This is a genomic window from Microbacterium sp. BWT-B31 (assembly GCF_041379855.1).
Lineage (GTDB): Bacteria > Actinomycetota > Actinomycetes > Actinomycetales > Microbacteriaceae > Microbacterium.
Genome location: NZ_JBFECU010000005.1, coordinates 184,610 through 209,224 on the forward strand (window position 1 = coordinate 184,610; position 24,615 = coordinate 209,224).

At 67.3% G+C, this 24,615-nt stretch carries 24 protein-coding genes and 2 tRNA genes; 13 read left to right on the plus strand and 13 right to left on the minus strand.

Translation table 11 applies throughout. From position 1 onward, the window contains the following. The first annotated feature begins 59 nt into the window (after positions 1-59). The 6 genes from AB1K54_RS07775 (at position 60) to AB1K54_RS07800 (ending at position 7,771) form a co-directional block, all read left to right on the plus strand. Positions 60-1,187, plus strand: coding sequence for a LuxR C-terminal-related transcriptional regulator (locus AB1K54_RS07775; RefSeq protein ID WP_371202173.1), 1,128 nt, complete (start codon positions 60-62; stop codon positions 1,185-1,187). A gap of 64 nt (positions 1,188-1,251) precedes the next feature. Next, complete coding sequence (locus AB1K54_RS07780) at positions 1,252-2,319, plus strand: LacI family DNA-binding transcriptional regulator (RefSeq protein WP_371202174.1); 1,068 nt, start codon at positions 1,252-1,254, stop codon at positions 2,317-2,319. A gap of 243 nt (positions 2,320-2,562) precedes the next feature. After that, positions 2,563-4,296 carry a glycoside hydrolase family 13 protein gene (locus AB1K54_RS07785; protein ID WP_371202175.1) on the plus strand — a complete coding sequence of 578 codons (1,734 nt, stop codon included), beginning with the start codon at positions 2,563-2,565 and terminating at the stop codon, positions 4,294-4,296. Between the two features lie 62 nt (positions 4,297-4,358). Beyond that, positions 4,359-5,732 carry an ABC transporter substrate-binding protein gene (locus AB1K54_RS07790; protein ID WP_371202176.1) on the plus strand — a complete coding sequence of 458 codons (1,374 nt, stop codon included), beginning with the start codon at positions 4,359-4,361 and terminating at the stop codon, positions 5,730-5,732. A gap of 87 nt (positions 5,733-5,819) precedes the next feature. Next, positions 5,820-6,788, plus strand: coding sequence for a carbohydrate ABC transporter permease (locus AB1K54_RS07795; protein WP_371202200.1), 969 nt, complete (start codon positions 5,820-5,822; stop codon positions 6,786-6,788). Between the two features lie 35 nt (positions 6,789-6,823). Continuing rightward, positions 6,824-7,771 carry a carbohydrate ABC transporter permease gene (locus AB1K54_RS07800; protein WP_371202201.1) on the plus strand — a complete coding sequence of 316 codons (948 nt, stop codon included), beginning with the start codon at positions 6,824-6,826 and terminating at the stop codon, positions 7,769-7,771. A gap of 249 nt (positions 7,772-8,020) precedes the next feature. Here AB1K54_RS07800 and AB1K54_RS07805 read toward each other — a convergent pair whose 3' ends face one another. Next, positions 8,021-9,022 (minus strand): diacylglycerol kinase family protein, encoded by a 1,002-nt coding sequence (locus AB1K54_RS07805; protein ID WP_371202177.1) that lies wholly within the window; start codon positions 9,020-9,022, stop codon positions 8,021-8,023. A 96-nt stretch (positions 9,023-9,118) separates the two neighbouring features. On the opposite strand from AB1K54_RS07805, the gene serS reads away from it, so the two are divergent. From serS to AB1K54_RS07835, 6 genes are all read left to right on the plus strand, one after another. Continuing rightward, complete coding sequence (gene serS / locus AB1K54_RS07810; RefSeq protein ID WP_371202178.1) at positions 9,119-10,384, plus strand: serine--tRNA ligase; 1,266 nt, start codon at positions 9,119-9,121, stop codon at positions 10,382-10,384. Next, positions 10,381-11,289, plus strand: coding sequence for an HAD family hydrolase (locus AB1K54_RS07815; protein WP_371202179.1), 909 nt, complete (start codon positions 10,381-10,383; stop codon positions 11,287-11,289). Before serS ends, AB1K54_RS07815 begins: the two co-directional genes overlap by 4 nt. Before the next feature lie 124 nt (positions 11,290-11,413). Further along, positions 11,414-11,498: transfer RNA gene (locus tag AB1K54_RS07820), tRNA-Ser, on the plus strand. Positions 11,499-11,623: 125 nt separating this feature from the next. Then, on the plus strand, positions 11,624-12,886 hold the full coding sequence (locus tag AB1K54_RS07825; RefSeq protein ID WP_371202180.1) for an LCP family protein: 1,263 nt from the start codon (positions 11,624-11,626) through the stop codon (positions 12,884-12,886). A gap of 7 nt (positions 12,887-12,893) precedes the next feature. Further along, positions 12,894-14,210 (plus strand): LCP family protein, encoded by a 1,317-nt coding sequence (locus AB1K54_RS07830; RefSeq protein WP_371202181.1) that lies wholly within the window; start codon positions 12,894-12,896, stop codon positions 14,208-14,210. Positions 14,211-14,311: 101 nt separating this feature from the next. Next, positions 14,312-14,403, plus strand: a tRNA-Ser gene (locus AB1K54_RS07835). Between the two features lie 191 nt (positions 14,404-14,594). Here AB1K54_RS07835 and AB1K54_RS07840 read toward each other — a convergent pair. The 8 genes from AB1K54_RS07840 to AB1K54_RS07875 form a co-directional block, all read right to left on the minus strand. Further along, the gene (locus AB1K54_RS07840; RefSeq protein ID WP_371202182.1) at positions 14,595-15,557 is read right to left on the minus strand and encodes a tyrosine-type recombinase/integrase; all 963 of its coding nucleotides are present in this window, start codon (positions 15,555-15,557) and stop codon (positions 14,595-14,597) included. Further along, positions 15,554-15,754 carry a helix-turn-helix domain-containing protein gene (locus tag AB1K54_RS07845; RefSeq protein ID WP_371202183.1) on the minus strand — a complete coding sequence of 67 codons (201 nt, stop codon included), beginning with the start codon at positions 15,752-15,754 and terminating at the stop codon, positions 15,554-15,556. Before AB1K54_RS07845 ends, AB1K54_RS07840 begins: the two co-directional genes overlap by 4 nt. Beyond that, on the minus strand, positions 15,747-15,911 hold the full coding sequence (locus tag AB1K54_RS07850) for a hypothetical protein (RefSeq protein WP_371202184.1): 165 nt from the start codon (positions 15,909-15,911) through the stop codon (positions 15,747-15,749). The genes AB1K54_RS07845 and AB1K54_RS07850 overlap by 8 nt, the downstream gene beginning before the upstream one ends. Then, complete coding sequence (locus tag AB1K54_RS07855; RefSeq protein WP_371202185.1) at positions 15,904-16,953, minus strand: hypothetical protein; 1,050 nt, start codon at positions 16,951-16,953, stop codon at positions 15,904-15,906. Before AB1K54_RS07855 ends, AB1K54_RS07850 begins: the two co-directional genes overlap by 8 nt. Continuing rightward, on the minus strand, positions 16,943-17,272 hold the full coding sequence (locus AB1K54_RS07860; RefSeq protein WP_371202186.1) for a hypothetical protein: 330 nt from the start codon (positions 17,270-17,272) through the stop codon (positions 16,943-16,945). Before AB1K54_RS07860 ends, AB1K54_RS07855 begins: the two co-directional genes overlap by 11 nt. Next, positions 17,265-17,654 carry a hypothetical protein gene (locus AB1K54_RS07865; RefSeq protein WP_371202187.1) on the minus strand — a complete coding sequence of 130 codons (390 nt, stop codon included), beginning with the start codon at positions 17,652-17,654 and terminating at the stop codon, positions 17,265-17,267. The genes AB1K54_RS07860 and AB1K54_RS07865 overlap by 8 nt, the downstream gene beginning before the upstream one ends. A gap of 143 nt (positions 17,655-17,797) precedes the next feature. Continuing rightward, positions 17,798-18,151, minus strand: coding sequence for a hypothetical protein (locus AB1K54_RS07870; protein WP_371202188.1), 354 nt, complete (start codon positions 18,149-18,151; stop codon positions 17,798-17,800). A gap of 1 nt (position 18,152) precedes the next feature. After that, the gene (locus tag AB1K54_RS07875) at positions 18,153-18,440 is read right to left on the minus strand and encodes a hypothetical protein (RefSeq protein ID WP_371202189.1); all 288 of its coding nucleotides are present in this window, start codon (positions 18,438-18,440) and stop codon (positions 18,153-18,155) included. A gap of 102 nt (positions 18,441-18,542) precedes the next feature. On the opposite strand from AB1K54_RS07875, the gene AB1K54_RS07880 reads away from it, so the two are divergent. Further along, positions 18,543-18,953, plus strand: coding sequence for a hypothetical protein (locus tag AB1K54_RS07880; protein ID WP_371202190.1), 411 nt, complete (start codon positions 18,543-18,545; stop codon positions 18,951-18,953). A gap of 347 nt (positions 18,954-19,300) precedes the next feature. On the opposite strand, the gene AB1K54_RS07885 is transcribed toward AB1K54_RS07880, so the two are convergent. The 4 genes from AB1K54_RS07885 to AB1K54_RS07900 all read right to left on the minus strand — a co-directional run bounded on the left by AB1K54_RS07885 (position 19,301) and on the right by AB1K54_RS07900 (position 24,370). Further along, on the minus strand, positions 19,301-20,818 hold the full coding sequence (locus tag AB1K54_RS07885; RefSeq protein WP_371202191.1) for a hypothetical protein: 1,518 nt from the start codon (positions 20,816-20,818) through the stop codon (positions 19,301-19,303). Continuing rightward, positions 20,811-21,509, minus strand: coding sequence for a hypothetical protein (locus tag AB1K54_RS07890; protein WP_371202192.1), 699 nt, complete (start codon positions 21,507-21,509; stop codon positions 20,811-20,813). Before AB1K54_RS07890 ends, AB1K54_RS07885 begins: the two co-directional genes overlap by 8 nt. A gap of 178 nt (positions 21,510-21,687) precedes the next feature. Continuing rightward, positions 21,688-22,968 carry a replication initiator gene (locus tag AB1K54_RS07895; RefSeq protein ID WP_371202193.1) on the minus strand — a complete coding sequence of 427 codons (1,281 nt, stop codon included), beginning with the start codon at positions 22,966-22,968 and terminating at the stop codon, positions 21,688-21,690. 601 nt (positions 22,969-23,569) lie between these two features. Continuing rightward, positions 23,570-24,370, minus strand: coding sequence for a hypothetical protein (locus AB1K54_RS07900; protein WP_371202194.1), 801 nt, complete (start codon positions 24,368-24,370; stop codon positions 23,570-23,572). Between the last annotated feature and the right edge of the window lie 245 nt (positions 24,371-24,615).

Sequence of the window (24,615 nt, forward strand, 5' to 3'; positions counted from 1 at the left end):
AACCTCGCCGTGCGTGCGGCCAGCGGTGCGCGCACAGAGGAGCACCGTAGGAGCACGCTATGCCGACACGGACTGTCTCTCCGAACGCGGTGGCCGACCTCGCCCACTCGTGGGTCTCGTCCGACGACGGGCGAGAGCTGTTCGACGAGCTGTCGGCACAACTGCGCAAGATCGTGCCCTTCGATGGATCGGCGTGGTTCGGAACGGACCCGGCGACGGTGCTGGCGACCCATCCGGTGCGTATCGAGAACGTCGAGCCCGGGCACTGCGAGTCCTACTGGTCGCGGGAGTACAGCGAAGAGGACGTGCTGCTCTTCCGCGATCTCGCGCGCGCCGAGTCCCCTGCCGACAGCCTCTTCCACGCGACCGACGATCGTCCGGCGCGCAGCGTCCGCTATCGCGAGTTCCTTCAGCCGCAGGGCTACAGCGACGAAGTGCGTGCGGCGTTCCGGGTGGGCGCAAGCACGTGGGGAGTGGTCGATCTGTTCCGGGATGCTTCGGCGCGGCCGTTCAGCGAAGACGACGTCGCCGTCATCCGCTCGCTCACGCCTGCGATCGCCACCGCCCTGCGATCGTTCGCCACGTACACGCGCTCGAGCGCGGGCGGTGCCGATGCCGACGGTCCCGGCACGGCGCTGTACCACGCCGATGGCACGCTCGTCTCACTCGACGACCAGGCCGAGCGGTGGTTCGCCGAACTCGCGGGGGCGCACTGGCGCCACCGCGAGTCGCCTCTCATGGCGACGGTGTCGGCGGTCGTCGCGCGTGCCGACGCGGTCGCGGTCGGTCGCGAGCGCGGTGCGTCGATGGCACGCCTGCGCGCAGAGGGCGGGCGATGGCTGACGGTGCACGCGTCGAGCCTGCGCTCCACCGACGATCTGCCGGGGCTCACGGTCGTCGTCATCGAGCCCGCGAAATCGGCGCAGATCGCCCCCATCATCGTCGAGGCCTACAGCCTGACCCCTCGAGAGCGCGAGATCACGCAGGCGCTCGCGCGCGGACTCACGAACAACGAGATCGCGGGGCAGCTGCACCTCTCGGCGCACACCGTGCGCGATCACCTCAAAGCGATCTTCTCGAAGGTCGGGGTCGGCAGCCGCGGCGAACTCGTGGCGAAGATCTTCGCCGACCACTACGGCCCGGCGCTGCACGCGATCCCCTTCGCGCAGGTGCACACCGAGGTGTAGGTCAGGCGGGGCCGTCTTCCCGTGGCTTGCAAAATCACGCAAGTTCTTGCGTAGACTGTGGGCCATGTCGAAGCGTCTTGCCGAAGTCGCCCGCAAGGTCGGGGTGAGCGAGGCGACCGTCAGTCGCGTGCTCAACGACAAGCCGGGTGTGTCGGATGCGACGCGCCAGGCGGTGCTGACCGCGCTCGACGTGCTCGGGTACGAGCGTCCGACGAAGCTTCGCGGCGGGCGCGCGCGCCTGGTCGGTCTCGTGCTGCCCGAGCTGCAGAACCCGATCTTTCCTGCGCTGGCCGAGATCGTCGGCGGCGGGCTCACCCAGAACGGCTACACGCCGCTGCTGTGCACGCAGAACGCGGGCGGCATCTCCGAGTCCGACTACGTCGACCTGCTCTTGCAGCAGCAGGTGTCGGGCGTGGTGTTCCTCGGCGGCAACTACAGTCAGGCGGATGCCCCGCACGACCACTACGACCGGCTGCGGCTCGTGAATCTGCCCACGGTGCTCGTGAACGCCCGCATCGACGCGATCGAGTTCGCGACGGTGTCGACCGACGACGCGGCCGCGGCCGAGCAGGCGATTCAGCACCTTCACCAACTCGGCCACCGCCGCATCGGCTTGCTGCTCGGGCCGGCCGACCATGTGCCGTCACAGCGCAAGCTCGGCGCCGCGCGCAGGGTGTTCGAGCGGCTCGGTATGGAGCTCACCGACGACCTCGTGGTGCACGGGCTGTACTCGCTCGAGTCGGGGCAGGCCGGGGCATCCCGCCTCTTCGCCGCCGGGGCGACCGCGATCGTGTGCGCGAGCGACCCGCTGGCCCTCGGCGCCGTGCGCGCCGCGCGTCGCGCCGGACTTCGGGTTCCCGAAGACGTGAGCGTCGTCGGCTACGACGACTCGGCGCTGATGAGCTGCACCGAGCCGCCGCTGACCACGGTGCGCCAGCCGATCGAGTCGATGGGCCGCACCGTGATCGAGCTGCTGCTGGCGCAGATCGCCGGCACGACCGCCCCCGCGGGTTCTTCGCACGCGGCCGGCGCGCCGAGCGGAGCCGCCGGCCGTGTCGCCCCGGCCGGCGACGAGCTGCTGTTCGAGCCCGAGCTCGTGCTGCGCGGCTCGACCGGTCCCGCCGCCTCCTGACTCCGCCCGCGACGGCGGGGCTCGCCGGCGCGCGACCCCGTCGGGCGCGTTGACGACGTGGTTTCTCGCCGAGCGACCCCGGTGTCGACGTCGACGGCGTGCGGTCTCGGCGAGCAACCGCGTTCTCGACGGGGTGGCGTTGCATAATCGTTGTCTTGCGTGATTCTGTTTGAGACTTGCGTGGTGGGAACCCGCCGCACTACATTCAGCACTACCGAAGTTGCACCAATCACGAGGAGCCCGGTGGACAGCGACGTCCTGCAGACCGAAGAGCGCCGCGCGCCGCGCGCGGCCGTCAGCGCACCCGCGCCCTCGTCCGACGACCCGCAGTGGTGGCGCTCGGCCGTCATCTACCAGGTGTACGTGCGCAGCTTCGCCGACGGCAACGGCGACGGCACCGGCGACCTGGCCGGGGTCCGCGCGCACCTCGGCTACCTGAAGGACCTCGGCGTCGACGCGCTGTGGTTCAACCCGTGGTACCCGAGCCCACTGGCAGACGGCGGCTACGACGTCGAGGACTACCGCGGCATCCACCCGCAGTTCGGAACGCTGGCCGAGGCCGAGGCGCTCATCCAAGAGGCGCTGACCCTCGGCATCCGCACCATCATCGACGTGGTGCCCAACCACATCTCGGATCAGCATCCGTGGTTCCAGGCGGCGCTGGCAGCCGGCCCCGGCAGCCCCGAGCGCGAGCGGTTCTGGTTCCACCCGGGCAAGGGCGACAACGGCGACGAGATGCCGACGCGCTGGGTGTCGAACTTCCAGGGCGACACGTGGACGCGCACGACCAACCCCGACGGCACGCCGGGGGAGTGGTACCTGCACCTGTTCACGCCCGAGCAGCCCGACCTCAACTGGAACCACCCCGACGTTCGCCGCGAGCACGAAGACATCCTGCGCTTCTGGTTCGACCGCGGTGTCGCGGGCGTGCGCATCGACTCCGCGGCCCTGCTGATCAAGGACCCCGACCTGCCCGAGGTCGGCCAGAAGCAAGGCCCCGGCACGCACCCCACCGAAGACCGCGACGAACTGCACGACGTGTACCGCTCGTGGCGGGCCGTGGCCGACTCGTACCCCGGCACGCGGGTGCTGGTGGGCGAGGTGTGGGTGCCCGACATCGTGCGCTTCACGAATTACCTGCGCCCCGATGAGATGCACACGGCGTTCAACTTCGACTTTCTCGCGCGGCCGTGGGGCGCGGCATCCTTCCGCCAGTCGATCACCGCGACCCTCGACGCGCACGCCCCCGTGGGGGCACCGTCGACGTGGGTGCTGTCGAACCACGACGTGACCAGACCCGTCACGCGCTACGGCCGGGAAGACACGGCGTTCGCGTTCCTCAAGAAGCGCTTCGGCGTGCCGACCGACCCGCAGCTGGGTCTTCACCGGGCGCGCGCGGCGGCGCTGCTGGTCGCGGCCCTTCCCGGCAGCCTCTACATCTATCAGGGCGACGAGCTGGGCCTGCCCGAGGTCGAGGATCTTCCGATCGACCTCCTCCAGGATCCGATGCACTACCGCTCCGGCGGCATCGATCCGGGCCGGGACGGATGCCGCGTGCCGCTGCCCTGGTCGGGAGACCGGGCACCCTTCGGCTTCAGCCCCGACGGCGTCGAGCCGTGGCTTCCGCAGCCGGAGGCCTGGCGCGACCTGACGGTCGAGGCGCAGCAGGCCGACCCGGCATCGACCATGAACCTCTACCGCGACGCGCTGCGTCTGCGCCGGCAGGTCCCCGCCGACGCACCGCTCGAGTGGTGGGACGACGCCGTCGCGGTCGGCACGCCCGGAGCCGACGAGGTGCTGGCATTCCGACGCGGCGACCTCGCCTGCGTCGTGAACACCGGCGAGAGCCCCGTGCCGCTGCCCGACGGCGCGGAGGTCGTGCTCGTCAGCTCGCCGCTGGAGAGCGGCCGGCTGGCGGGGAACAGCGCAGCGTGGCTGCGGGTCTGGGCAGAGGCCGCGGCGACGGGCACCACCTGAACCCCCGGCCGATGCCGCGGCACAGCGGTGACGCGGCATCGGCCACCGAGAAAGGAAAGACGATGAAGTCACCAGCAAGGGTCCTGCTGGCCGGTGTCGCCACCGTTGCCACGGTCGGCGCGCTCGTCGGCTGCTCCGCCGGCAGCGCCGACGAGGCAGGCGCGAGCGGCAAGGTCGAGCTGCGGGTCGCGACGTTCCCGCCCGGCGCCGACGCGGCCGCCTACGAGGCGTTCGCCACGCAGGAGAAGCAGTTCGAAGAGGCCAACCCCGACATCGACATCATCGGTGTCGAGTACGAGTGGGAGGGTCCGACGTTCGCGGTGCAGTTGGCGGGCGGCAGCCTTCCCGACGTGTTCACCGTGCCGTTCACCGACGCCAAGACGCTCCTCGAGAACGACCAGCTCATGGACGTCACCGAAGAGATGGACGAGCTCGGCTACACCGACAGCTTCAACCCCATCATCCTCGACGCCGTCACCGGCGACGACGGCCACATCTACGGGTTCCCGCGTCAGGCGTACGCGAACGCGCTGAGCTACAACCGCGAGCTGTTCGAGGCGGCCGGGCTCGACCCCGACGCCCCGCCGACCACGTGGGACGAGGTGCGCGAATACGCGAAGAAGATCACGGATGCCACGGGCAAGGCCGGCTACTCGCAGATGGCGATCAACAACACCGGCGGCTGGCAGCTGACCGTCGGCACCGCCGCGCGCGGCGGTCGCACGCAGACCGACAACGCGGACGGCTCTGCCGAATCCACCATCGACAACCCGGCCACGCACGACGTGCTGCAGTTCCTGCACGACCTGAAGTGGGTCGATGGCTCCTTCGGCTCGAAGGTCGACCTGGACTGGGGTTCGATCAATCAGGAGTTCGCCGCCGGCAACATCGGCATGTACACCACCGGCTCCGACATCTATACGGCGTTGGTGCGTGACTTCGGGCTCGACTCCGACGTCTACGGCATGACCGTCATCCCCGTCGAGGGCGCCGACGGCGGCCCGCTCGGCGGTGGCGACATCGCCGTGATGAGCCCGACGATCGACGACCAGACCAAGGCCGCCGGCGTCAGGTGGATCGACTGGTACTACATGCAGAAGCTCCTCGACGAGGACGCCGCGGTGCAGGACGCCAAGGCGCTGGCCGACTCCGGCCAGGCGGTCGGCACCCCGGTGCTGCCGGTGCTCAGCCAGGAGCTGTACGAGCAGTCGCTCGTGTGGATCGAGCCGTACATCAACGTGCCGCGCGACCAGATGACCGGCTTCACCGAGAACATCTGGGATCAGACGCCGGTCGGCGAGCCGAAGAAGTCGACGCAGGAGGTCTACGCCCTGCTCGACGAGGTCGTGCAGACCGTGCTGACCGACCAGAACGCCGACATCGACGCGCTCCTGGCCGACGCGCAGACCCAGGCGCAAGCGATCCTCGACCAGTAGCAAGACGAGCGGATGCCGCGGCCCGGCGTCGCGGCATCCGCCTTCTTCATTCACCCGACCCGCGACACCGCACGATCGAGGCCGACGATGACCGCGACCCTTCCCGAACGACCGGCGCCCGCATCCGCCCCGCCGCCGCCGATCTCCGCCCGACGCAGGGCGCGCCGCACACCGCTCACGTGGTACCGCGGGGGAGGGCTCGCGAACCTGCTGTTCGTGCTGCCGATGCTGTTCGTGTTCGTGTTCTTCTCATGGTCGCCGATCGTGCAGTCGGTGATCATGAGTCTGCACAAGACCAACATGATCGTGTCGGAGTGGGTCGGGTTCGACAACTACGTCACGGTCCTCACCGACCCGCAGCTGGGCCGTGCGGTGATCAACACGATGTACTTCGCGGTGCTGGCGCTGCTGTTCGGGTTCCCGCTGCCGCTGTTCATGGCGGTGCTCATGAGCGAGGTGCGCCGCGGCAAGGGGCTGTATTCGGCGCTGGCGTATCTTCCGGTCGTGATCCCGCCGGTGGTCGCGGTGCTGCTGTGGAAGTTCTTCTACGACTCGTCGCCCAACGGCGTGTTCAACACCGCGCTGGGCTGGTTCGGCATCCCGCCCCAGCCGTGGATCTCGTCGGCCGTGCAGGCGATGCCCTCCCTCGTGCTCGAGGCGACATGGGCCGCAGCCGGCGGGTCGATCATCATCTACCTCGCAGCTCTGCTGTCGGTGCCGCCCGAGCTGTACGACGCGGCCGAGGTCGACGGCGCGGGCATCTGGCGCAAGGTCTGGCATGTCACGCTGCCGCAGCTGCGCGGCATCCTGTTCATCATGCTGATCCTGCAGGTGATCGCCACCGCGCAGGTGTTCCTCGAGCCGTTCCTGTTCACCGGCGGCGGCCCGGCGGGTGCGACCAGGACGATCCTGCTCTACATCTACGACAAGGCGTTCCGCAATTCGCTGGGCGGTGACTACGGCGAGGCGACGGCCGTCTCGGTGCTGCTGGCGGTCGTGCTCGGCATCCTGTCCTGGCTGTACTTCAGGCTCACGAACCGCTGGAGCACCCAATGAGCGCCCCCATGTCGACCTCCCAGGTGCGCGAGGGCATGCGCGGCTTCGTCTCGCGCCGCAACGTCTTCGGGCGTCGCAAGCGCGAGTCGATCGACGACCTCGCCGATCGCACGATCGTCTCGGAGTCCGAGCGCCGCCGCACCGGCAACCGCCTCGGCATGTCGATCACGCACGTGTTCCTGTTCGTGTCGCTCGTGATCGCCGGTCTCGGGCCGATCCTGTGGCTGGCGAAGTCGGCGATCACGCCCACGCAGGACACCATCCAGCAGCCGTTCGCGCTGTGGCCGAACGGCACGGACTGGGCGAACCTCTCGGCCGCGTGGAACGACATCCACATCGACCAGTACTTCTTCAACACGGTCGTCATCGCGCTCGGCGCGTGGGTCACGCAGCTGTTCATCGCGACCACCGCAGGCTACGCGTTGTCGGTGCAGCGGCCGAGGTACGCGCCGATCCTGAACGCGCTCGTGCTGGCGACGCTGTTCATTCCGGGCATCGTGCTGCTGGTGCCGCTGTACCTCACGATCGTGAATCCGCCGTTCCTGCCCGACGGCGCGAACCTGCTGAACAACTACCTCGCGGTGTGGCTGCCGATGGGTGCGAACGCGTTCAACATCCTCTTGGTGAAGCGCTTCTTCGACAACCTGCCGCGCGAGGTGTTCGAGGCGGCGCGCACAGACGGCGCGGGACCTTTCCGCCTGTTCTGGTCGGTCGTGCTGCCGATGTCCAAGCCCATCCTCGGGGTCGTGTCGGTGTTCGCGATCATCGCCGCGTGGAAGGACTACCTCTGGCCGATGCTGGTGCTCCCCGACCCCGCGGTGCAGCCGCTGTCGGTGCGCCTTCCCGCGGTGCAGTCGCAGACCGAGCTCGACGTGTTCCTCGCGGCGCTCGCGATCGCGACGCTCATTCCGATCGCGATGTTCCTTGTGTTCCAGTCGGTGTTCCTGCGCTCTGCCGGCCTCGGCGGTGCGGTGAAGGGCTGACGCCGACGGATGCCGCGACCCGCGGCATCCCTCCCCCCGTCCCCCCACCCTCCCCACCGCCCCCCTCGCCCCGCCCCTTCTCGTCGAATACGCGGTTTCTCGCCGAAACACCCCGCTGTCGACGCGCACAGCGTGCTGTCTCGGCGAGAAACCGCGGTCTCGACGGGCGCCGGAGGGCGTGGGGAGGGAGGGCGTGGGGAGGGAAGGAGGGAGGGAGGGGGAGAGAGGGGGAGCGGGAGGGGAGCCGGGTCAGAGACCGGAGACGTCGTGGCCCTTCGGCAGCGCGAGCAGCAGCGACTGCGGCGCGACCCGGGTGAGCACGTGCACGGCCGTGCCGAACTCGTCGCCGTCGAGCTGCACCGGCTGGGGCTCGTGCGCGCCGATCTCGATGCCCTCACCGCGCGCGTAGATGACGTTGTTGTCGTGGGTGCGAAGGCTCAGCACGTCGCGCCCGGCGCGGAAGCGCCGCAGCACGCTGTTGTCCCACGCGACGCGTCGCCACACGAAGATCCACCCGAGCGGCCCCTTCGGCTGGAACACGACGATGTCGAGCGCGCCGTCGACGACGGATGCCTCGGGCACGAGCTCGAGTCCGGCCGGCAGCGACCCGCAGTTGGCGAACAGCACGCTCTGCACGCGCGCCGAGTGCAGGCGGTGGCCGAGGAGCGAATAGGTCACCCGGAACGGCTTCGCGGTGGGGAGGGCCCGCGCGGCCCCGTCGATGTACGCGAACCAGCCGACCTTCTTCTTGAGCTGCGGCCGCGTGTTGGCGATCATCGCCGCGTCGAGGCCGATGCCGCCCATGACCACGAACGCGTGCACGGTGCCGGTGCCGTCCTCGTGGCTCAGGTGCGCCCAGCCGATGTCCATCGGGAGCGTGTCGCCGTGGAAGGCCGCCTCGATCATCGCGTCGCGGTTCTCGAGCGGAAGACGGAGGTTGCGGGCCAGCAGGTTGCCGGTGCCGCTCGGCACGATCGACAAGGGCACGCCGGAGTCGGCCATCGCCTCGCTCACCGCGCGCACCGTGCCGTCGCCTCCGGCCACGAGCACGGCGTCCGCACCCTCGGCCAGCGCCTGCCGTGTGACGTCGTGGCCCAGGTCGTCGACGGTCGTCTCGTAGAACAGCGGCGGCGCCCACCCCGACCGCTCCGACTGGAACGCGACCGCGGCGCGCAGACCATCGACGACGACCTTCGTCGGGTTGTACACCAGCGCCGCACGGCGCAGCACGGCGCCCGCATCGCGCTTCACAGGACCGTTCTGCGATCCGGATGCCGCTCCCATGCGATTCACCTTAGGGGCGCGCACTCCCACCGGGCACGAATGCGCCCGCACTAGACTCGTGGGGTGATCGATCCAGTGCTTCTGCGCGAGAATCCCGAGGTGGTCAAGCGCTCGCAGGAGGCGCGCGGGGAGTCGCCCGACACCGTCGACGACGCACTCGCCGCCGACCGCGGGCGCCGACAGGCCATCGCCGCCTTCGAAGAGCTGCGCGCGCGGCAGAACGCGCACGGCAAGCTCGTCGCCCAGGCGCCGAAAGAGGAGAAGGCGGCGCTCGCCGCCGCAGCGAAAGAGCTGAGCTCCCAGGTCAAAGAGGCGCAGGCGGCCGTCACGGCCGCCGAGCAGGCGGCCACCGACGCACTGTCGCGCATCGAGAACGTCGTCATCGAGGGCGTGCCGTGGGGTGGCGAGGAGTCCTTCGCCACGCTGCGCACGCACGGCGAGGTGCCCGCGTTCGGCTTCGAGCCGCGAGACCACCTCGAACTGGGCGAGCTGCTCGGCGCGATCGACATGGAGCGCGGCACGAAGGTGTCGGGCAGCCGCTTCTACTTCCTCAAGGGCATCGGCGCGCGGCTCGAGCTGGCGATCATGACGCTCGCGCTCGACCGTGCGCTGCAGGCCGGGTTCATTCCGCTGGTGCCACCGACGCTGGTGCGCCCCGAGGTGATGCGCGGCACGGGCTTCCTCGGTCAGCACGCCGACGAGATCTACCACCTCGAAGAAGACGACCTGTACCTCGTCGGCACGAGCGAGGTGCCGCTGGCCGGGTACCACATGGACGAGATCATCGACTTGTCGAAGGGCGCGAAGCGCTATGCGGGGTGGTCGACGTGCTACCGGCGCGAGGCGGGCTCGTACGGCAAAGACACGCGGGGCATCATCCGCGTGCACCAGTTCAACAAGCTCGAGATGTTCGTCTACACGACGCCGGAGGACGCCGAGGCCGAGCACCTGCGCCTGGTAGCCCACCAGGAGGGCATGCTGCAAGACCTCGGCCTGTCGTACCGGGTGATCGATGTCGCGGCCGGCGACCTCGGGTCCAGCGCCGCAAGAAAGTACGACGTCGAGGCGTGGGTTCCGACGCAGCAGGCGTACCGCGAGCTGACGTCGACCTCGAACTGCACGACGTACCAGGCGCGCAGGCTCGACATCCGCCACCGCCCCGACGGCGGCAAGACACAGCACGTCGCGACTCTCAACGGCACGCTCGCCACGACGCGGTGGATCGTGGCGCTCCTCGAGACCCACCAGCGGGCCGACGGCTCGGTGCTCGTTCCCGAGGTGCTCAGGCCCTACCTCGGCGGGCTCGAGGTCATGGAGCCCATCGCGTGACTGAACCGCACCTGCCTCCGACGGGCAGCATCAAGGTCGTCAAGCCCCAGAAGGCGGCCAAGCTCGTCGAGCGGGTGGCGCGCGAGACCGAAGATCCCGGGGTCCGCACCGAGCGGCTGCTGATCGTGCTCGACATCGACGGCACCGTCCTGCTCGAGGACGAGTCGCTCAGCCCCGGCGTCGTCGAGGCCGTCGAGCACGCCCACCGCGCCGGGCACGAGGTGATGATCGCCACGGGCCGCAGCTGGGAGGGCACCCGCGGCATCCTCCGCGTCCTGCAGATCGCGCCCGAGTACGTCGTGTGCTCCAACGGTGCGGTCGTGCTGGGGCGCGTCGAGGCGGACGAGCTCGTCTACGAACGCTTCCACGTCGAGACGTTCGACCCGCGCCAGGTGCTCACGCTGCTGCACGAGCACCTGCCGGATGCCCGCTACATGGTCGAGCTGCCCGACGGGCGGCGCCTGTACACCGAGTACCTCGACGACTGGAACCTGCGAAACGCCCGCCGCGTGCCCTTCGATGAGCTCGGCGCCGAGCCGGTGTGCCGCGTCGTCGTGGTCTCGCCCGACAAGAACGAGCACGACTTCGTCGACCTCGTCGCGCGCATCGGGCTGAACCAGGTCTCGTACGCCATCGGGTGGACCGCGTGGCTCGACATCGCGCCGATGGGCGTCGACAAGAGCACCGGGCTCGAGATCGTGCGGGATCAGCTCGGCATCGATCCCGAACACGTCATGGTGATCGGCGACGGACGTAACGATGTCGGCATGTTCCGCTGGGCCCTCGAGAACGGCGGTCGCGCGGTCGCGATGCAGCAAGGTCCGCAGGAGGTCCGCGACGCCGCCGGTGAGGTCACCCTGTCGGTGCACGAGGGCGGCGTCGCCGAGGTGCTGCGCCGGCTGTAGCGGTCTATGCCACGCCCGGGATGCACTCAGAGGTTGCCCAGGCTGCGCTGGAAGAATGCTCCTCAGTCGTGTCGGCTAGACTCAACGACTGATCGACGGATGCCGACATCTCGGCTTCCCGACGGGAGGGTTGTCCGAGCGGCCGATGGACCTGGTCTTGAAAACCAGTGGGCAGCAATGTCCCGTGGGTTCGAATCCCACACCCTCCGCGGTGTGAGGGACCCCATCCGAAGGGTGGGGCACCTCACACGATCGGCAGGGCTGGATTCGGGAGGAGGACCCGCCGTCAGGCGGGACCGACGGAGCCCCACACCCTCCGCGAAATGAGATCCGAGTGACCCAGACGACACGCACCGCATGGCGCGGCCGCCGCACGGTGGCCCGTCACGGTGAGCTGTCGCCTGCGAACCCGTTCGCAACGGCGCTGAAGGCCCTCGGAGTCGTGCTCGCCGTGGTCCTCGTGTCGGGTGCGAGCGTGGCGGCGTATGCGGCGACCGACTTCGTCACGAGCTTCGCCCACGACGCTGTCGATCTCGAAGGCCAGGACCCGGTGCCGCCCAACCTCGGCGCGATCGAGGGCGGCGTCAACCTGTTCCTCGCGGGAACGGATGCCTGCGAACCGGAGTACGAGGCGATCTTCGGCGACCGCTGCACCGGTGCCGACGCGGGCGGCGAGCTCAACGACGTGAACCTGCTCGTCCACATCTCGGACGAACCGCGTCGCGTCACCGTCATCACCTTCCCCCGCGACCTCATGGTGCCGATCCCGTCCTGCATGCGCGAGGACGGCTCCGAGACCTCGGCGATGTCGAAGCAGATGCTCAACTCGGCCTACATGTACGGCGGACTGTCCTGCGTGGTCAAGACCGTCTCGGAGTTGAGCGGGCAGAGCATCCCGTTCGCGGCGAAGATCACGTGGGGCGGGGTCATCGAGCTGACCAACGCCATCGGCGGAGTCGACGTCTGCATCGGCAATGGCGGCATCTCGGACCGACACACCGGCATCGACTGGCCCGCCGGCGAGCGCACCATCGCAGGCGTCGATGCGCTGCAGTTCCTGCGCACCCGTCACGGCGTAGGCGACGGGGGCGACCTCGGACGCATCTCGAACCAGCAGCACTACATGTCGCGGCTCGTGCGCAAGACGATGAGCGACGAGGTGCTCGGCAATCCGGCGACGCTGCTGAAGCTCGCAACGACCGCCGTCGACAACATCACCCCGAGCCAGACGCTCGCCAACCCCGTCACCCTGGTGCAGATCGCGCTCGCGGTCAAGAATGTGCCGTTCAACGAGATCGCGTTCCTGCAGTACCCGGTCGACACCGACCCGGATGATCCAGACCGCGTCGTGCCGAACTGGGAGGCCGCAGACGCGCTGTGGGCGGCGCTCGCGACCAACCAGCCCCTCAAGATCACGGGCGAGGCCAGCCAGGGAGGCGGCGTCATCGTCGTCGATCCCGGTGCGCCGGTCGAGACCGCGCCCGGCGCGACCGACCCCGCCGCCCCGGCCGAGACCGCTGTCGAGCTTCCGTCGTCGATCCCCGGCGTGACCGCCAACGAGCAGACCTGCTCCGCCGGGAACGTCGGAGAAGGCTGACCCCAGAATGACGAACACATCCCGGCCACGCCGAGCGCGGCATCCGGTCGCCCGACACGGACAGCTGCGCTCGCCGCACCCGCTGACCCAGCTGCTCACGGTTCTGGGCGTGATGGTGCTGGTCGTTGTGACCAGCGGACTGAGCGTGGGTGCGTTCACGCTGCTCGACACAGCGCGCGCAGTCAGCGAGAGCGCTGTCGTGCTCGAGCAGGACCAGCCGCTGCCGCCGACGATCGGCGAGATCGAGGGCGGGGCGAACATCCTGCTCGTGGGCACGGACTCGTGCGAGGGCCAGGATCCGTCGCTTTCGGGAGCATGCCGGGGCCACGACACGGAGGGCGAGCGCAACGACGTCACGATGCTCGTGCACATCTCGGACAACCCGCGCCGCGTCACGGTGGTGTCGTTCCCGCGAGACATGCTCGTGCCGATCCCGTCGTGCACCGGCCCCGACGGCGAGCAGTACTCCTCGATGAGCTCGCAGATGATAAACGTGTCGTACATGTACGGCGGGCTCGCGTGCACGGTGAAGACCGTCGAGGCGCTCACCGGTGAGCACATCCAGTTCGCGGCCGCGATCCGCTGGACCGGCGTGATCAACATGTCTGACGCGATCGGCGGCGTCGACGTGTGCGTCACCGGCGACATCGATGACGAGAACACCGGTCTGCACCTCACCGCCGGCACGCACACGCTGCAGGGCGTCCAGGCGCTGCAGTTCCTGCGCATCCGTCACGGCATCGCGGACGGATCCGACCTCGGTCGCATCTCGAATCAGCAGCAGTTCATGTCGTCGATGGTGCGCAAGCTCCAGGGCGAGTCGGTGCTGTCCAACCCGCAGACGCTCCTCTCACTCGCGACCACGGCGATGTCGCAGGTCACGCAGGGGCAGTTGGTGCTCAGCCAGTCGCTCACCAACCCCACCCTCATGGTGCAGATCGCGATGGCCGTGAAGGACGTCTCCTACGCCGACATCGTGTTCGCGCAGTATCCGACCCGGTACATTCCCAGCGACGATCGCAACGACGTCGTGCCCGTGTACGACGTGGCCGACGAACTGTTCGCGGCGCTGCGCGCGAACCAGGCCCTCGTGCTCACCGGCAGCACGAGCCAGGCAACGGGCGCGCCCGAGGTGGCAGGCGAGGCGACCAAGCCCGCCCCTGCGACTCCCGCGGACCCTGCGGCCACGCCAGAGGCGACGGATGCCGCGCCCCCCGCAGAGGCGGCACCTCCCGCGGCTCCCGCCGAGGTGGGCGTGGAACTGCCGCCCAGCATCGCGGGCACGACCGCGGCGCAGGTCACCTGCACCCAGCCGCAGAGCTGAGCGAACCCGGCTCGCGCCCAGGAGCCGGGGAGGTTGGTTCGGTGCGCGCGCCGGCACCGGCTAGTATTGACAGGCGCATCCGTGATTTTGTACGGATGCCTGGAGACGTCGCATAGTCAGGCCTAGTGCACCACCCTGCTAAGGTGGAGTCCCCGTAAGGGGACCGAGGGTTCAAATCCCTCCGTCTCCGCCAGTTTTTCCCTGGTCAGAACCCGTTTTGCGGGTCTGCTCGACCGTTCCTCCCTCCGATGATTCGTGTTCCGTCGCGGTTGCAGGGGAGTGAGAGGGGAGCGCAGCGTTCAGACGGCGCAGCGCTTCCATGTCCTGCGCCTCACCCAGAACATGCGCGTAGACCTTCAAAACGGTGCGAGGATCGTCGCCAAGCTACGCCGCAACCTGGTTGATCGGCACCCCGGCGCGCAGCCAGCTTGAAGCGCAGTAGTGCCGCAGATCGTGGATCGTGTGATCCGGTGCGGTCGTCGTCCACGCCACAGCTCGCCGGAAGTACGTGCCTCGCAGTTGCAGCCCTGTCGCGCTCGTCGCCAGGTAGTCAGTCGGCGTCTTGCCCGCAGCCCATGCCCGCGCTATCTCTTGCGCGCGAGCAACCAGCGGGACGGTTCTCCGCCCCCGCGCCGTCTTCGGAGCCTTCTCCGCATAGCCGTCGCTCGCAGCCCTCAGCACCCGCACGCCAGGGAACGGCACTTCCTGCAAGTCCCCGACGCGCAATGCACGCAGCTCAGACCACCGCAAGCCCGCGAGGCTCAGGAACTCGGTAATCAACGCGCCATGCGGCGAACGTTCCCGCTGAGCCTCCAGCACCGTCGCCAGAAGCGCAGCCGTCAGCGGTGCGCCCTCATGCGCCTGCACAGCGCCCGAAGGCATCCGCACGCCTCGAACCGGATTCACCGGCGTGAGCCGCTGCCGCACCGCCCACGACCACAACGCCGAGAGCGTCGTTCTCAGCCGTGAAACGGTTGAGTGCGCGCGCCCCTTGTCCAGCAGCTCAGTCAGCAGCTCCAGGACGTCCGCCTCAGAAACCGAGCCGATAGGACGCGCCGCAAACTTCGCAGGGAGCGCCGCGAGGTTGTCTCGATCCGTCCGCAACGTGTGCGGCGCAACCTGCCCTGAACGCGCTTCGAGGAACGCCGCAGCAACCTCAGACACCGGCTTCTTGGATCGGCTCGGAGGGACGAACCCGCCGCCGTGCAAAGCCTCCTTCTGCTGCCGCTCCCACGCCTCGGCTGCACGCTTCGTCGAGAACGTCTTATCCGCAACGACACGGCCCCCGGAATGGAGCCGAACACGCCAGCTCACCCCGGAGGCCGTCTCTCGCCGCTCGATGCTCATGCGGCCAGGCCTGCGAGCCGATGAACGTCGGAAGCGGCATACAGCCGCTTTGCTCCGACCACCAGAGGCGTGAGCGGGAACGACCCCGCGCGTACCCGCCTCGACACCGTCGACGGGTGAACCCGCAGCAATGAGGCCAGCTCTTGTTCCGTGTACCAAAGCGGCACATCGGTCATGGCGTTCTTGCGTTCAGCCATGATCGTTTCCCTTCTCTCGATAGAGGCTCCGTCGTTCGTCGTAGAGCGCCGCCAACCGCTGGTCGTCTTCGAGCGTCCACTGCCCGCACATCGCCTTACCCATGGCGATGCGCTCGGTGCGCTCGATTCGCGCGTTCAGCTCCGCAAGCTCACTCATCGCTCACAGCCACGGGAGCCGGGAACCGTCGCGCAATCTCCGTGATGTCCTCATCGGACACCCAGGACGCCCGGAACTGCACGATGCCCCCGGTCTCCCCGTCGATCACATAGCCCATGCCGGCCTTCGTGGTCGGGATGCGGTCGCAGTGGGCGCCGGCCTCATACGCAGCCGATCCGAGCGCCAGCACAGCGTCATCCTTCGTACGGAAGCGCAGCGCGACCGTCGCCGTAAACAGATCACGCGATGCCAGCGACTCCTTGCGAGGATCTTGCATCGCCGCCAGCACCGCAATCCCCGCAGCACGCCCGGTCGAAAGAACCCGCTTCAGATTCGCGTCTACCGCGTTCCGGGACTTCGTATCGGGCGCGAGATACGACAGCGATGCCGCCTCGTCGATCAGCAGCAGCTCCAGCGGTTCGGTCGAAGTCGGAACGTGCTTGCGCAGCCCGTTCTCACGCATGTACGCCAGCCGATCGTCCAGCCGCAGCGCAAGCCGCTCGATCATCGCCGCCGCCTCGTCGTAGCTGTACGCGACATCGTGGAACAGCGGACGACCCGCAGTGAGTTCTACGCCGCCCTTGAGGTCTACGCCGTGCACTCGCACCGTGCCCGCATGGATGCTCGGCGCGAGCTGTCCCAGCGCCGACCAGATCACGCTGCCCTTGCCCGCGCCCGATGCGCCAACCAGCAGCGTTTGCCGCCCGAAGATCGGAAGCGAGAACGGGCCTTCCGAGGTGACACCGATACGCACCGGAGCGGCAGCATCGGCCAGAGGAACCATGCGGAAGGGGATCGTCCCCTGATCCGCAAGGGCATCCCGACTGCGCACCTGAACCCGTACCGTCGAAGCCGACGCCGACGAGCACTCGACCGCGAAACCCAGCGCAGCGCTCACCTTCTCATCGTCGTAATCGCTCGGCACAGTTCCCGGCACCACCTGAAAGACCGCCGCAGGGCCATGCGCGCGCAGCTCGATCCGCACAAGCGCCGGGAAGGTTCGCACCTTGTCACCGTTGCGCGTCGTCCCGTCACGAGTCACCCCCCGCAGCCACGGCCCATTCCGGATTGACTTGCCGCAGCCGAGCAAGCGCCGACTTCTCGAACTTCGACAACGACGCACGAGCCGCGCGACCAAGCCGAGGCCGAAACACAGTCGCGAGGAACCTGCTTCGCCCAAGAACGCGGTGACGCAGCGCGGGAGCGAGCAGCACGAGGGCCAGCCCGAGGACGATCACCGCCCACAGCGCCCGCCCAAGCACCGCCACGGATTCGAGGCCGGACGGTGCCCCGAACAGCCCGAAGGCGAGCAGCAGCACCGTCATCAGCGCCACGACCGACCAGCCGATGAACCTATTCATGCTTGTTCTCCCCCTTGACGCTGAGGTAGCCCCAGAGCTTCACCGAGCGCGTTCCCGTCTCGCCCGACCATGCGCCGTCGTGCATCTGTCGCAGCTTGCGGGCGTCCGTCTCGAAATAGCCGAGCTCGTCCAGGCCGTCCACGTGGAGGACGACACCTTGCAGGTTGCCGTTCTCGTCCCGTTCGAAGACCTCAACGGAGCAGGCATCCGAGGACGACTTGACCGTGTCGGTAACGACCACCTGGCACACGTCACGAGTGAACACAGCGTCAGGCGTGAGTTCCGACATCCGCACCCAGACGCCCGACGAGAACGCGGGCACGTAGATCGACGTCTTGACGGTGCCCGCCTCGGTGCCTGGCTCTACTTCGCCAAGCCGCATGTCATACGCGTCCGAAGTGAGGTCAGCGTGAGCCGGAGTCACGGAAGCGATCGGCGCAGCGGTTGGCGAAGCGGCGCACCCGGCGGCGACCCCTCCCAGAACGAGAAGAGCCGCCGCCAGGAAGCCGATAGTTGAACGACGCATCACGCGCCGCCCTTGTCCGCGCGAAGCGTGCCGGTCACCGTGAGGATCAGGCTGAACTCATCCTCAGGGCGGACGCCGAGCACCGACCGTCCAAAGTCGAGCGGAATCTCCTGGAGCAGCGGCAGCGGAGCATCCGAGTCCAGCAGCAGAGACACCTCTTCGGCTGTCGTCGCCGATAGCTTGAGAAGGCCCTTGAACCTGAACAACGGGCGACCCGTCACCTCTGAAAGGCGCGGCTTGTCAGTGCGCTTCTTGTCTTCGTACAGGAAGACCTGGCGCGGCGGCTCTGCCGACAGCGACAGCAGCGAGGTACCCTTGAGTGCGTCCATCGGGATCGCGAGGTTGTTGGCCATTTCAGCGGAACCCCCAGAAGTTCACGGCCACCCAGACGATGCGTGAACGCAGCGTCTTCGGATAGATCGCCGTTCCCGACTCCTGCAGGAAACGAGCTTTCGCCGTGACCTCCTTGGCGAGCTGTGCCGACCGCTGGTGCGTAAGCAGCGTCTCAAGCTTCCGCAGGCTCTTGGTGCTGGCGGGGCGCGGCTTGTCCGAACGAGCGTGTGCCCAGTCCTCGACCTCGCGGCGGAGGCCTTCGATGAGAGGCGCGATCTGGCGCGCCTGCTCGGTGAACGATGTAGTCATTGCGTGCTCCCTGGTCTTAGTTTTTGAGGAACTATCCGAACCTCGGGTGCCACGGTAGCACAGGTTTAGTTCCGCAGGAACCAAACGCCGTATCATGGGTGCATGTCACCCAAGAAGCTCCCAAGTCCTTACCGTCCAGAAGGCGAGTACGCGCTGCGAACGACGCCCCGGCTGGATCAGCTAGCTCGCTACTTCCAGAACGCAGCCGACGCGCACCAGGCGGCTGCGGATGCCGCGAATCGCTCACCTGCAACGGGTGAGGATGCAGACGACGCACGCGCGCGCATCAGAGCAGTGCTCCGTAGCCTCAACGTCGCCGCCGAACACGCGGAGATCGCCCGACGGCTGGCAATCGAGGTTGCTCTCGAAGGAGCACTGCTCTCGCAGCAGGAGACTGCCGACGAACTCGGTACATCGAAGAAGGCCGTCTACGACCGAAGGCACCGACCCGTCACTCTCGCTGAGCTTGCTGCCCTCCCGCCCATCGAGGGCGCGCCCTCATCATCCGCGTGACCGCGATGAGATGTTCTTCACCAGATCAAGGCGACCGCTTCGCGGTCGCGGAGCTGGACGCGGCGCGGCTGCGCGTGCGGCCTTCGGCCGTTCTCGCCGCGCCGCGTCCAGCCCTCGCCGGAACCTATTCCTGACTGTGAGCTACCTCTCACGTCGGCAGCGACCATACAGGGGCTGCCGCAGGGAGTGAACGCCCTTAGCCCTCGACTATCGCGCATGCCAAATAGTCCTACCGTCGCCAGCAAAAGGGCAACCCGCTCGTCACCGTTGCGGTGCCCGGGGTCCCTGAGGTGCGTTCAGCGCGCCATGCCGCCCATCACGCGTCGCCTCCGCGGACGAGCCGAGCATCAAAAAAGTGTGAGTGCCTCTTGTTCGGCAGCTCGACCATGAACCAGACCAAGCGCGTGTTCGGTGTCGAACTCAATCCCGGTTTCCTCCGCTACCGCCTGGGCGCGCTGAAGGATGGCGTCAGAGTCGGTCGTGAGCTTCGACAAGTCGATACGTGCGAGGAGCTTCTTGGTGATCGGGCGCTTTGAATCCCAGAACACCAGCGACTCGATAAGAAGCTGAGCCTGGGGACTGTTGAGCTGAGCGGCCACGACTGCGGCCTCAGTGCCGTCCTCAAATGGCAGAAAATAGCAGGTGTCATCAAGTACCACTGGTTGGTCCTGGATCGGTGCAACCAGGCGGAAGATTGCCTCCTTGTGCAGGCCCGACACGGCGACCTTGTAGGGCGCGTACGTGTAGTCACCGTGGCCGAACACCGAGAAGCGGGGACGGTTGCGGTAAATCGACGACTTACGCCCGTCCAACGCTTCGGCATTCGAGTTCAGGTAGTCCCAGAGCTTCGGTGCGACCATCGCGAGGTGCGAGGTGTCTGCGCCAAAGGCCTTCTGGGGTACCAGCACCCACTTTCTGAGCGCGCGATGCTTGCCCCGAAAGATGTCGGTGCACTTGAGCAGGGGAAAGACGTACTCGCTCTCAACGTCGAGCGTGACCCCCTGCGCGGTCGTCGGCGCGGGCGCGGCATCTAGCTCGAATACCTTGGAGGCGTCATGCTTCAGCCCCGAGCGCCAGACCAGGGACGAAACCCCATCGGCCTCTCGAACGGCGAGGTATCCGTCGACGTTAGACACGAGACGGCCATCGACCACGCCAAACCGGCTTGTGGGCTCGGCGTCCGGAGCGAACACATCCTCGAAGATGTTCACCGTGTAATCGGGGGTGTTGCTCGGGTCCGCCGTGACGACGAACAGGCACGCATCGACTGCGGCATTGAACCACCGCTTCGCGTCAATGCGATACACACTGGCCGCCGCGATGGGAAGCTTCGCCGCGGCCGCGTGCTCGATGACGTTCCGCGCAACCTGTGTCTTGCAGAGCATCGCAAGCTGGAGCGGCTCTTTGCGTAGGTCCCCGAGGCATTTCAAGATGATGTACTCGCACACGTCGAAGTTTGATCCTCCGAGCAGAGCGTCGAAGCCCTTTGCGCCCTTGAAGTTTTCCTTCGGCGGGAGGTTCTTGGAGTCCATACGGTTGAGTTCCGCGGAAGTGACCCACGGTGGATTGCCCACGACTCGTAGCGGGCCGTTGGTCTGCCACTCAACATCCTTCGCGAGGTCAGTCAGGAAGATGTTGCCGACCGATACATGCGCCCACTGCGATGCCTGTTCGGCGTACTCCGGCTGGGTCTCGATACCGACCCGCTCTGTACCAGGTTGCAAGACTGCCGAGGCATGGAGGAAAGCGCCGACCCCGCACGTTGGCTCTAGGACGCGTGCGTCAGCCGGGAGTCCCACTACGCGGAGGCACTGCTCCGCCAACGCGAGCGGAGTCTGGAAGTCGCCGAACTCGTTGTTAGGCACCTAGATCCACCACCTCGGGCGCGATGATCCCCGCTACCGCTGTCGAGATCGCCCGACCATACGCAAGTCTCCACTGGAGCGCATTGGAGATCGTCAGCACGCCCTGTTCTGGCACGTCATCGACCAAACGCTCGGCGAGCACACGTCGACTCACCTCATCCAGCGGGATGTTCTTGTCTTCAAGTAGGGCGTCGAGGTCCTCGATCACGGATTCCCGACCCCCGAACGGGCCATCTGACATTTGCCCGACGATCGACCTGATCTGACTAGTCAATGTGTAGTCGCCGGTCCGCGCCTGGTCGATGTAGACCACATGCTTGATGTCGAGGAACGCCGCCCGCTGTTCTGCGTCGTCTTCCTTGACGTAAACAATAACGAGCAGGTTGTAGCCGAGCCCGTAGATCTTCTGGGTGGCGTCCCGGTACGGGCAAGATGACTGAGGCTTCGCCAGGGAGGTGACTTTGAGGTCGGTGTTCAGCGTCGGAAAGTCGAGACCGTTGGCGGCACTGCCCACGGCTATGTCGAAGCGCTCCTGAAGGTACGCTTTGAACTCCGCTTCAACTGCTGTGCCTACGGCCTTGCCGTCGGTCGCACCGTAGAGCGTGGGAAACGGTGTCGTTCGCAACTCGGCGGCGAACTCTGATGCCGCAACGTGGAACAGCTCAAGCGTGAGCGGGGGTAGGGACGGCATAGGCGGACCTCAGAAATCTTGGGGAATGGATCGGTGTCAGCCCGCGCAGAAGACCAACATTGACTATCCGCAAGGATACCGAGCGCGCAGGCCCGACTCCGGGAACGCCGCGCAACAGCCACGGGGACGCTGGCCCGACTGGGAAAATCCCCCGCCGTCGCCACTCCGGCCGTCGCCATTATGGCGCTCGTGCGAAGTCACTCGATGCGTGTTCACCCCACCGTGCAGCCCGCCGCTCGTTCAGCCACTCCATGAGCTGCACCTGCGAGGCATCCAGGCCGCCGCCGACATCGGCGGGCAAATTCGCATCCATCCACGCGCGGCGCTCTTCCCGAAGCCGACGCCGGGTCAGGTTCGCGAATGACCACCCAGCGCGCAATACGACGGTTTCCACAACGCCAGGCGCGACCTCCACACGCTTCGTTCGGCGTCGCGACATCGACAAGACGTGACCCGAGAACCCGAGCTGCCGATGCCCCGGTGATTTGCAGTCCGCCGCGCCTTCCTCCGGGCATCGCGGACAGCGCTCCCACCGCCCTGCTGCCGTAAGCCGCTGCATGAACACAATCCGCTCAGGCGTGATGTCGTCCATGCTCCCGCCAAACGCAAGGTCTTTGAGCGAGTAGCTGATCACCGTCTTGAGCGTGTACCCGAGCACACGCAGCAGCGATCCCGACTCATCCGGCAGCACGCCCGCCGCATCCTGATGCCGCGCCTTCACTTCGCGCGCATCGCAGCCCTTCTGCCCCCATGCGTACGACTCCATCAGCACCTCGCCGGTAGCACCGTCGATCACGCCCTCACGAACCGTTGACGCAGCCCGAGCAGCGTCCAGCAACTCCGCAGCGGTCACGGGCGAGTAAGCCGGGACGCGCACAATCGCATGAGCATGGAGCGCGCCCCGCGCCTGAGACTCGAAGACCCGGAAGAACTCCATGTCGGGATCGACACGACGCAGCCGCGCTACCGTCGCGTTCCACAACCGCCCGAGCGACTGATGCCAACGCACCTGCCCGGCGTAGTCGTAGCTGTCCAGGTTGAGCGGCAGACCGCGCCACGCCACGTCATCGCGACGATGCACAGCCCCGCAGCCGCAGCGCTTGCCCTCGTCGCGCTCCCACTTCGGCACATGATGAGTACGCCCGAAGCTCGGCGCCGTCAACGTAAGGAACACGTAACGAAAGCCGACGACAGGATGCCCGTCCGCATCCTCGATACCGCTTCGTCCGAGACGTGCCGAATCGCCAGCCCAGATCGACGCGCACGCCGGACACTGCGACCGACGACGCGACCCGCAGCGCACGAACAGCCCCGGTGATACCTCAACCGGACGCGAGCAGAACCGCTCGCGCAGTACCTCTTCCAGATTCTCTGGGATTGATCGTTCCGGCATCTCATGCCGGTCGAGCCAGGGGAGCGACAGGGGAGCGGCACCGCTGAACACCCCGAAGAACGGCATGCCTCACGTGCAGCCAACCGCAGAATCATGCAGTCATTGCGGGCACCCTGGCACTGCTAAGGTGGAGTCCCCGTAAGGGGACCGAGGGTTCAAATCCCTCCGTCTCCGCTCTTTCGCTGAGGTTCGTGGACGTTCATGGGTGTTCATGGACATTCGATGTGGTTCCCGGCGCGACCTGGGAGGATTCCATGCCGCGCTTTTGAGCGATATGCGTCAGCGCTCACGACCGAGGCAGTCAGACTGCTCAGCTGCGTAAAGTTTGCGTAAAGGAGACCGAGGGAGGCTGTCCCTCGGTCTCGACCGTTGACGCACGCACTGGCATCGATGATGGGGTCGTCCGCGTCGTCAGCGACACCTCGGCGCGAGGTCGGCACATCGAAGGTTGCGAGCGAGACTTCGCACTGCGCTGGCGGTGGTTGCCCTTCGGATCCGAACGGTCGACGATCCTGTTCTGCGCTCGTTTGACGCCGTCTCCGGGCCATTCATCGAGCGGGACATCCGGGCGGTCCGCACCGATTCCGTGACGCGACGTCACCGAGGCCCGATCATCGACGTCCACAACGGTCGCGGCGCGCAGGAGGACCGGTATACGTGCGGCTGGTCAGCCGACGTCTGAGGTGTCGACCCCGGCTTCCTCTGCCCACTCGGCGATGGCGAGCGCGTACCTGCCGTGGTTCTGCCGGGTCGCTGCGTCGAGCACGGGCCAGACACGCGCCATCACGGTCGCGTCGTCCATCGCAACGAACCACCTGCGGAATGCGTCCCGTGACCCCTCTCCATAAGTGAGGACGAGCATGTCGAGCATGCTCACGCGTAACCCCGCCGCGCCGATGGCGTTCTGCATGACCTTGGCGGCGGGTATCTCGCCGGCGGCCCTCCACGCAGCGTCGGTGCTGTCGTAGGCGACATCGATGTTGAGTTGAGGAGGGATGCGCGGCAGGTCCGTACGTCCCATGATGAGGATAGGCAGCGCGATGGTGCGCACCCAGTCGACGATCTCACCGACGTCCTTCATCAGCGTCAGCCACTGCCCCGTGTGCGGACGCTGTACGGCCACCTCGGGCCAAATCGAGAAGAGCTCACGAGTCCCGAGCGGGACCGACGCCAGTACTTTCCCCACCTTCATGATCTCGAGCGAGTCCATCGGCTTTCGGGTCAAGTCAGAGTCGCGCGTCACCTGCGCCACGCGCGTGACTGAGAGTGAGGGCTCGCGATGCTTGGCGTAATTCGTGTGTGCTGTCAGGACTCGAAGCGGGTGGGCGTCGCTGTCCTTTCGCTGAAGCGGCTGGAGGCGTAACAGGCGCTCGTATAGGTCGTCGCCCGGCGCGAAGAGGCCGGTCGACGCCCGGTGCTTATGCTTCGCCCACGTCTCGAAGTCTTCGAGCCTAGTGAGCGCGGGCACTTCGAGCGCCTTCGACTCTTGCCCGGAGAGCGGGCGGTCGAGGCGATGCCCCACTTCGGCGAAGAGACAGTGCTCGAGGGCGTTTCTCGCCGCGTTGAGGGCGTCCGCGAAGAGCCGACTAACCTCGGGCTTTCGCCGTTGAGTGGCTTGCGGGTCGTGTTGTAAAGATGGAAAGTGCTCCTGATCTGGGAGAATTGGAATTGCTTAGAGACCAGTTCACCGAGTTCGAGGAGCACCTTCAAGGT

What these genes read in the sequence shown, in the direction of transcription:
- AB1K54_RS07775 (WP_371202173.1), top strand. Translation starts at nt 60, where the DNA reads ATGCCGACACGGACTGTCTCTCCGAACGCGGTGGCCGACCTCGCCCAC.
- AB1K54_RS07780 (WP_371202174.1), top strand. Translation starts at nt 1,252, where the DNA reads ATGTCGAAGCGTCTTGCCGAAGTCGCCCGCAAGGTCGGGGTGAGCGAG.
- AB1K54_RS07790 (WP_371202176.1), top strand. Translation starts at nt 4,359, where the DNA reads ATGAAGTCACCAGCAAGGGTCCTGCTGGCCGGTGTCGCCACCGTTGCC.
- AB1K54_RS07795 (WP_371202200.1), top strand. Translation starts at nt 5,820, where the DNA reads ATGACCGCGACCCTTCCCGAACGACCGGCGCCCGCATCCGCCCCGCCG.
- AB1K54_RS07800 (WP_371202201.1), top strand. Translation starts at nt 6,824, where the DNA reads ATGCGCGGCTTCGTCTCGCGCCGCAACGTCTTCGGGCGTCGCAAGCGC.
- AB1K54_RS07830 (WP_371202181.1), top strand. Translation starts at nt 12,894, where the DNA reads ATGACGAACACATCCCGGCCACGCCGAGCGCGGCATCCGGTCGCCCGA.
- AB1K54_RS07840 (WP_371202182.1), bottom strand. Translation starts at nt 15,557, where the DNA reads ATGAGCATCGAGCGGCGAGAGACGGCCTCCGGGGTGAGCTGGCGTGTT.
- AB1K54_RS07845 (WP_371202183.1), bottom strand. Translation starts at nt 15,754, where the DNA reads ATGGCTGAACGCAAGAACGCCATGACCGATGTGCCGCTTTGGTACACG.
- AB1K54_RS07850 (WP_371202184.1), bottom strand. Translation starts at nt 15,911, where the DNA reads ATGAGTGAGCTTGCGGAGCTGAACGCGCGAATCGAGCGCACCGAGCGC.
- AB1K54_RS07860 (WP_371202186.1), bottom strand. Translation starts at nt 17,272, where the DNA reads ATGAATAGGTTCATCGGCTGGTCGGTCGTGGCGCTGATGACGGTGCTG.
- AB1K54_RS07865 (WP_371202187.1), bottom strand. Translation starts at nt 17,654, where the DNA reads ATGCGGCTTGGCGAAGTAGAGCCAGGCACCGAGGCGGGCACCGTCAAG.
- AB1K54_RS07870 (WP_371202188.1), bottom strand. Translation starts at nt 18,151, where the DNA reads ATGGCCAACAACCTCGCGATCCCGATGGACGCACTCAAGGGTACCTCG.
- AB1K54_RS07875 (WP_371202189.1), bottom strand. Translation starts at nt 18,440, where the DNA reads ATGACTACATCGTTCACCGAGCAGGCGCGCCAGATCGCGCCTCTCATC.
- AB1K54_RS07880 (WP_371202190.1), top strand. Translation starts at nt 18,543, where the DNA reads ATGTCACCCAAGAAGCTCCCAAGTCCTTACCGTCCAGAAGGCGAGTAC.
- AB1K54_RS07890 (WP_371202192.1), bottom strand. Translation starts at nt 21,509, where the DNA reads ATGCCGTCCCTACCCCCGCTCACGCTTGAGCTGTTCCACGTTGCGGCA.
- AB1K54_RS07895 (WP_371202193.1), bottom strand. Translation starts at nt 22,968, where the DNA reads ATGCCGTTCTTCGGGGTGTTCAGCGGTGCCGCTCCCCTGTCGCTCCCC.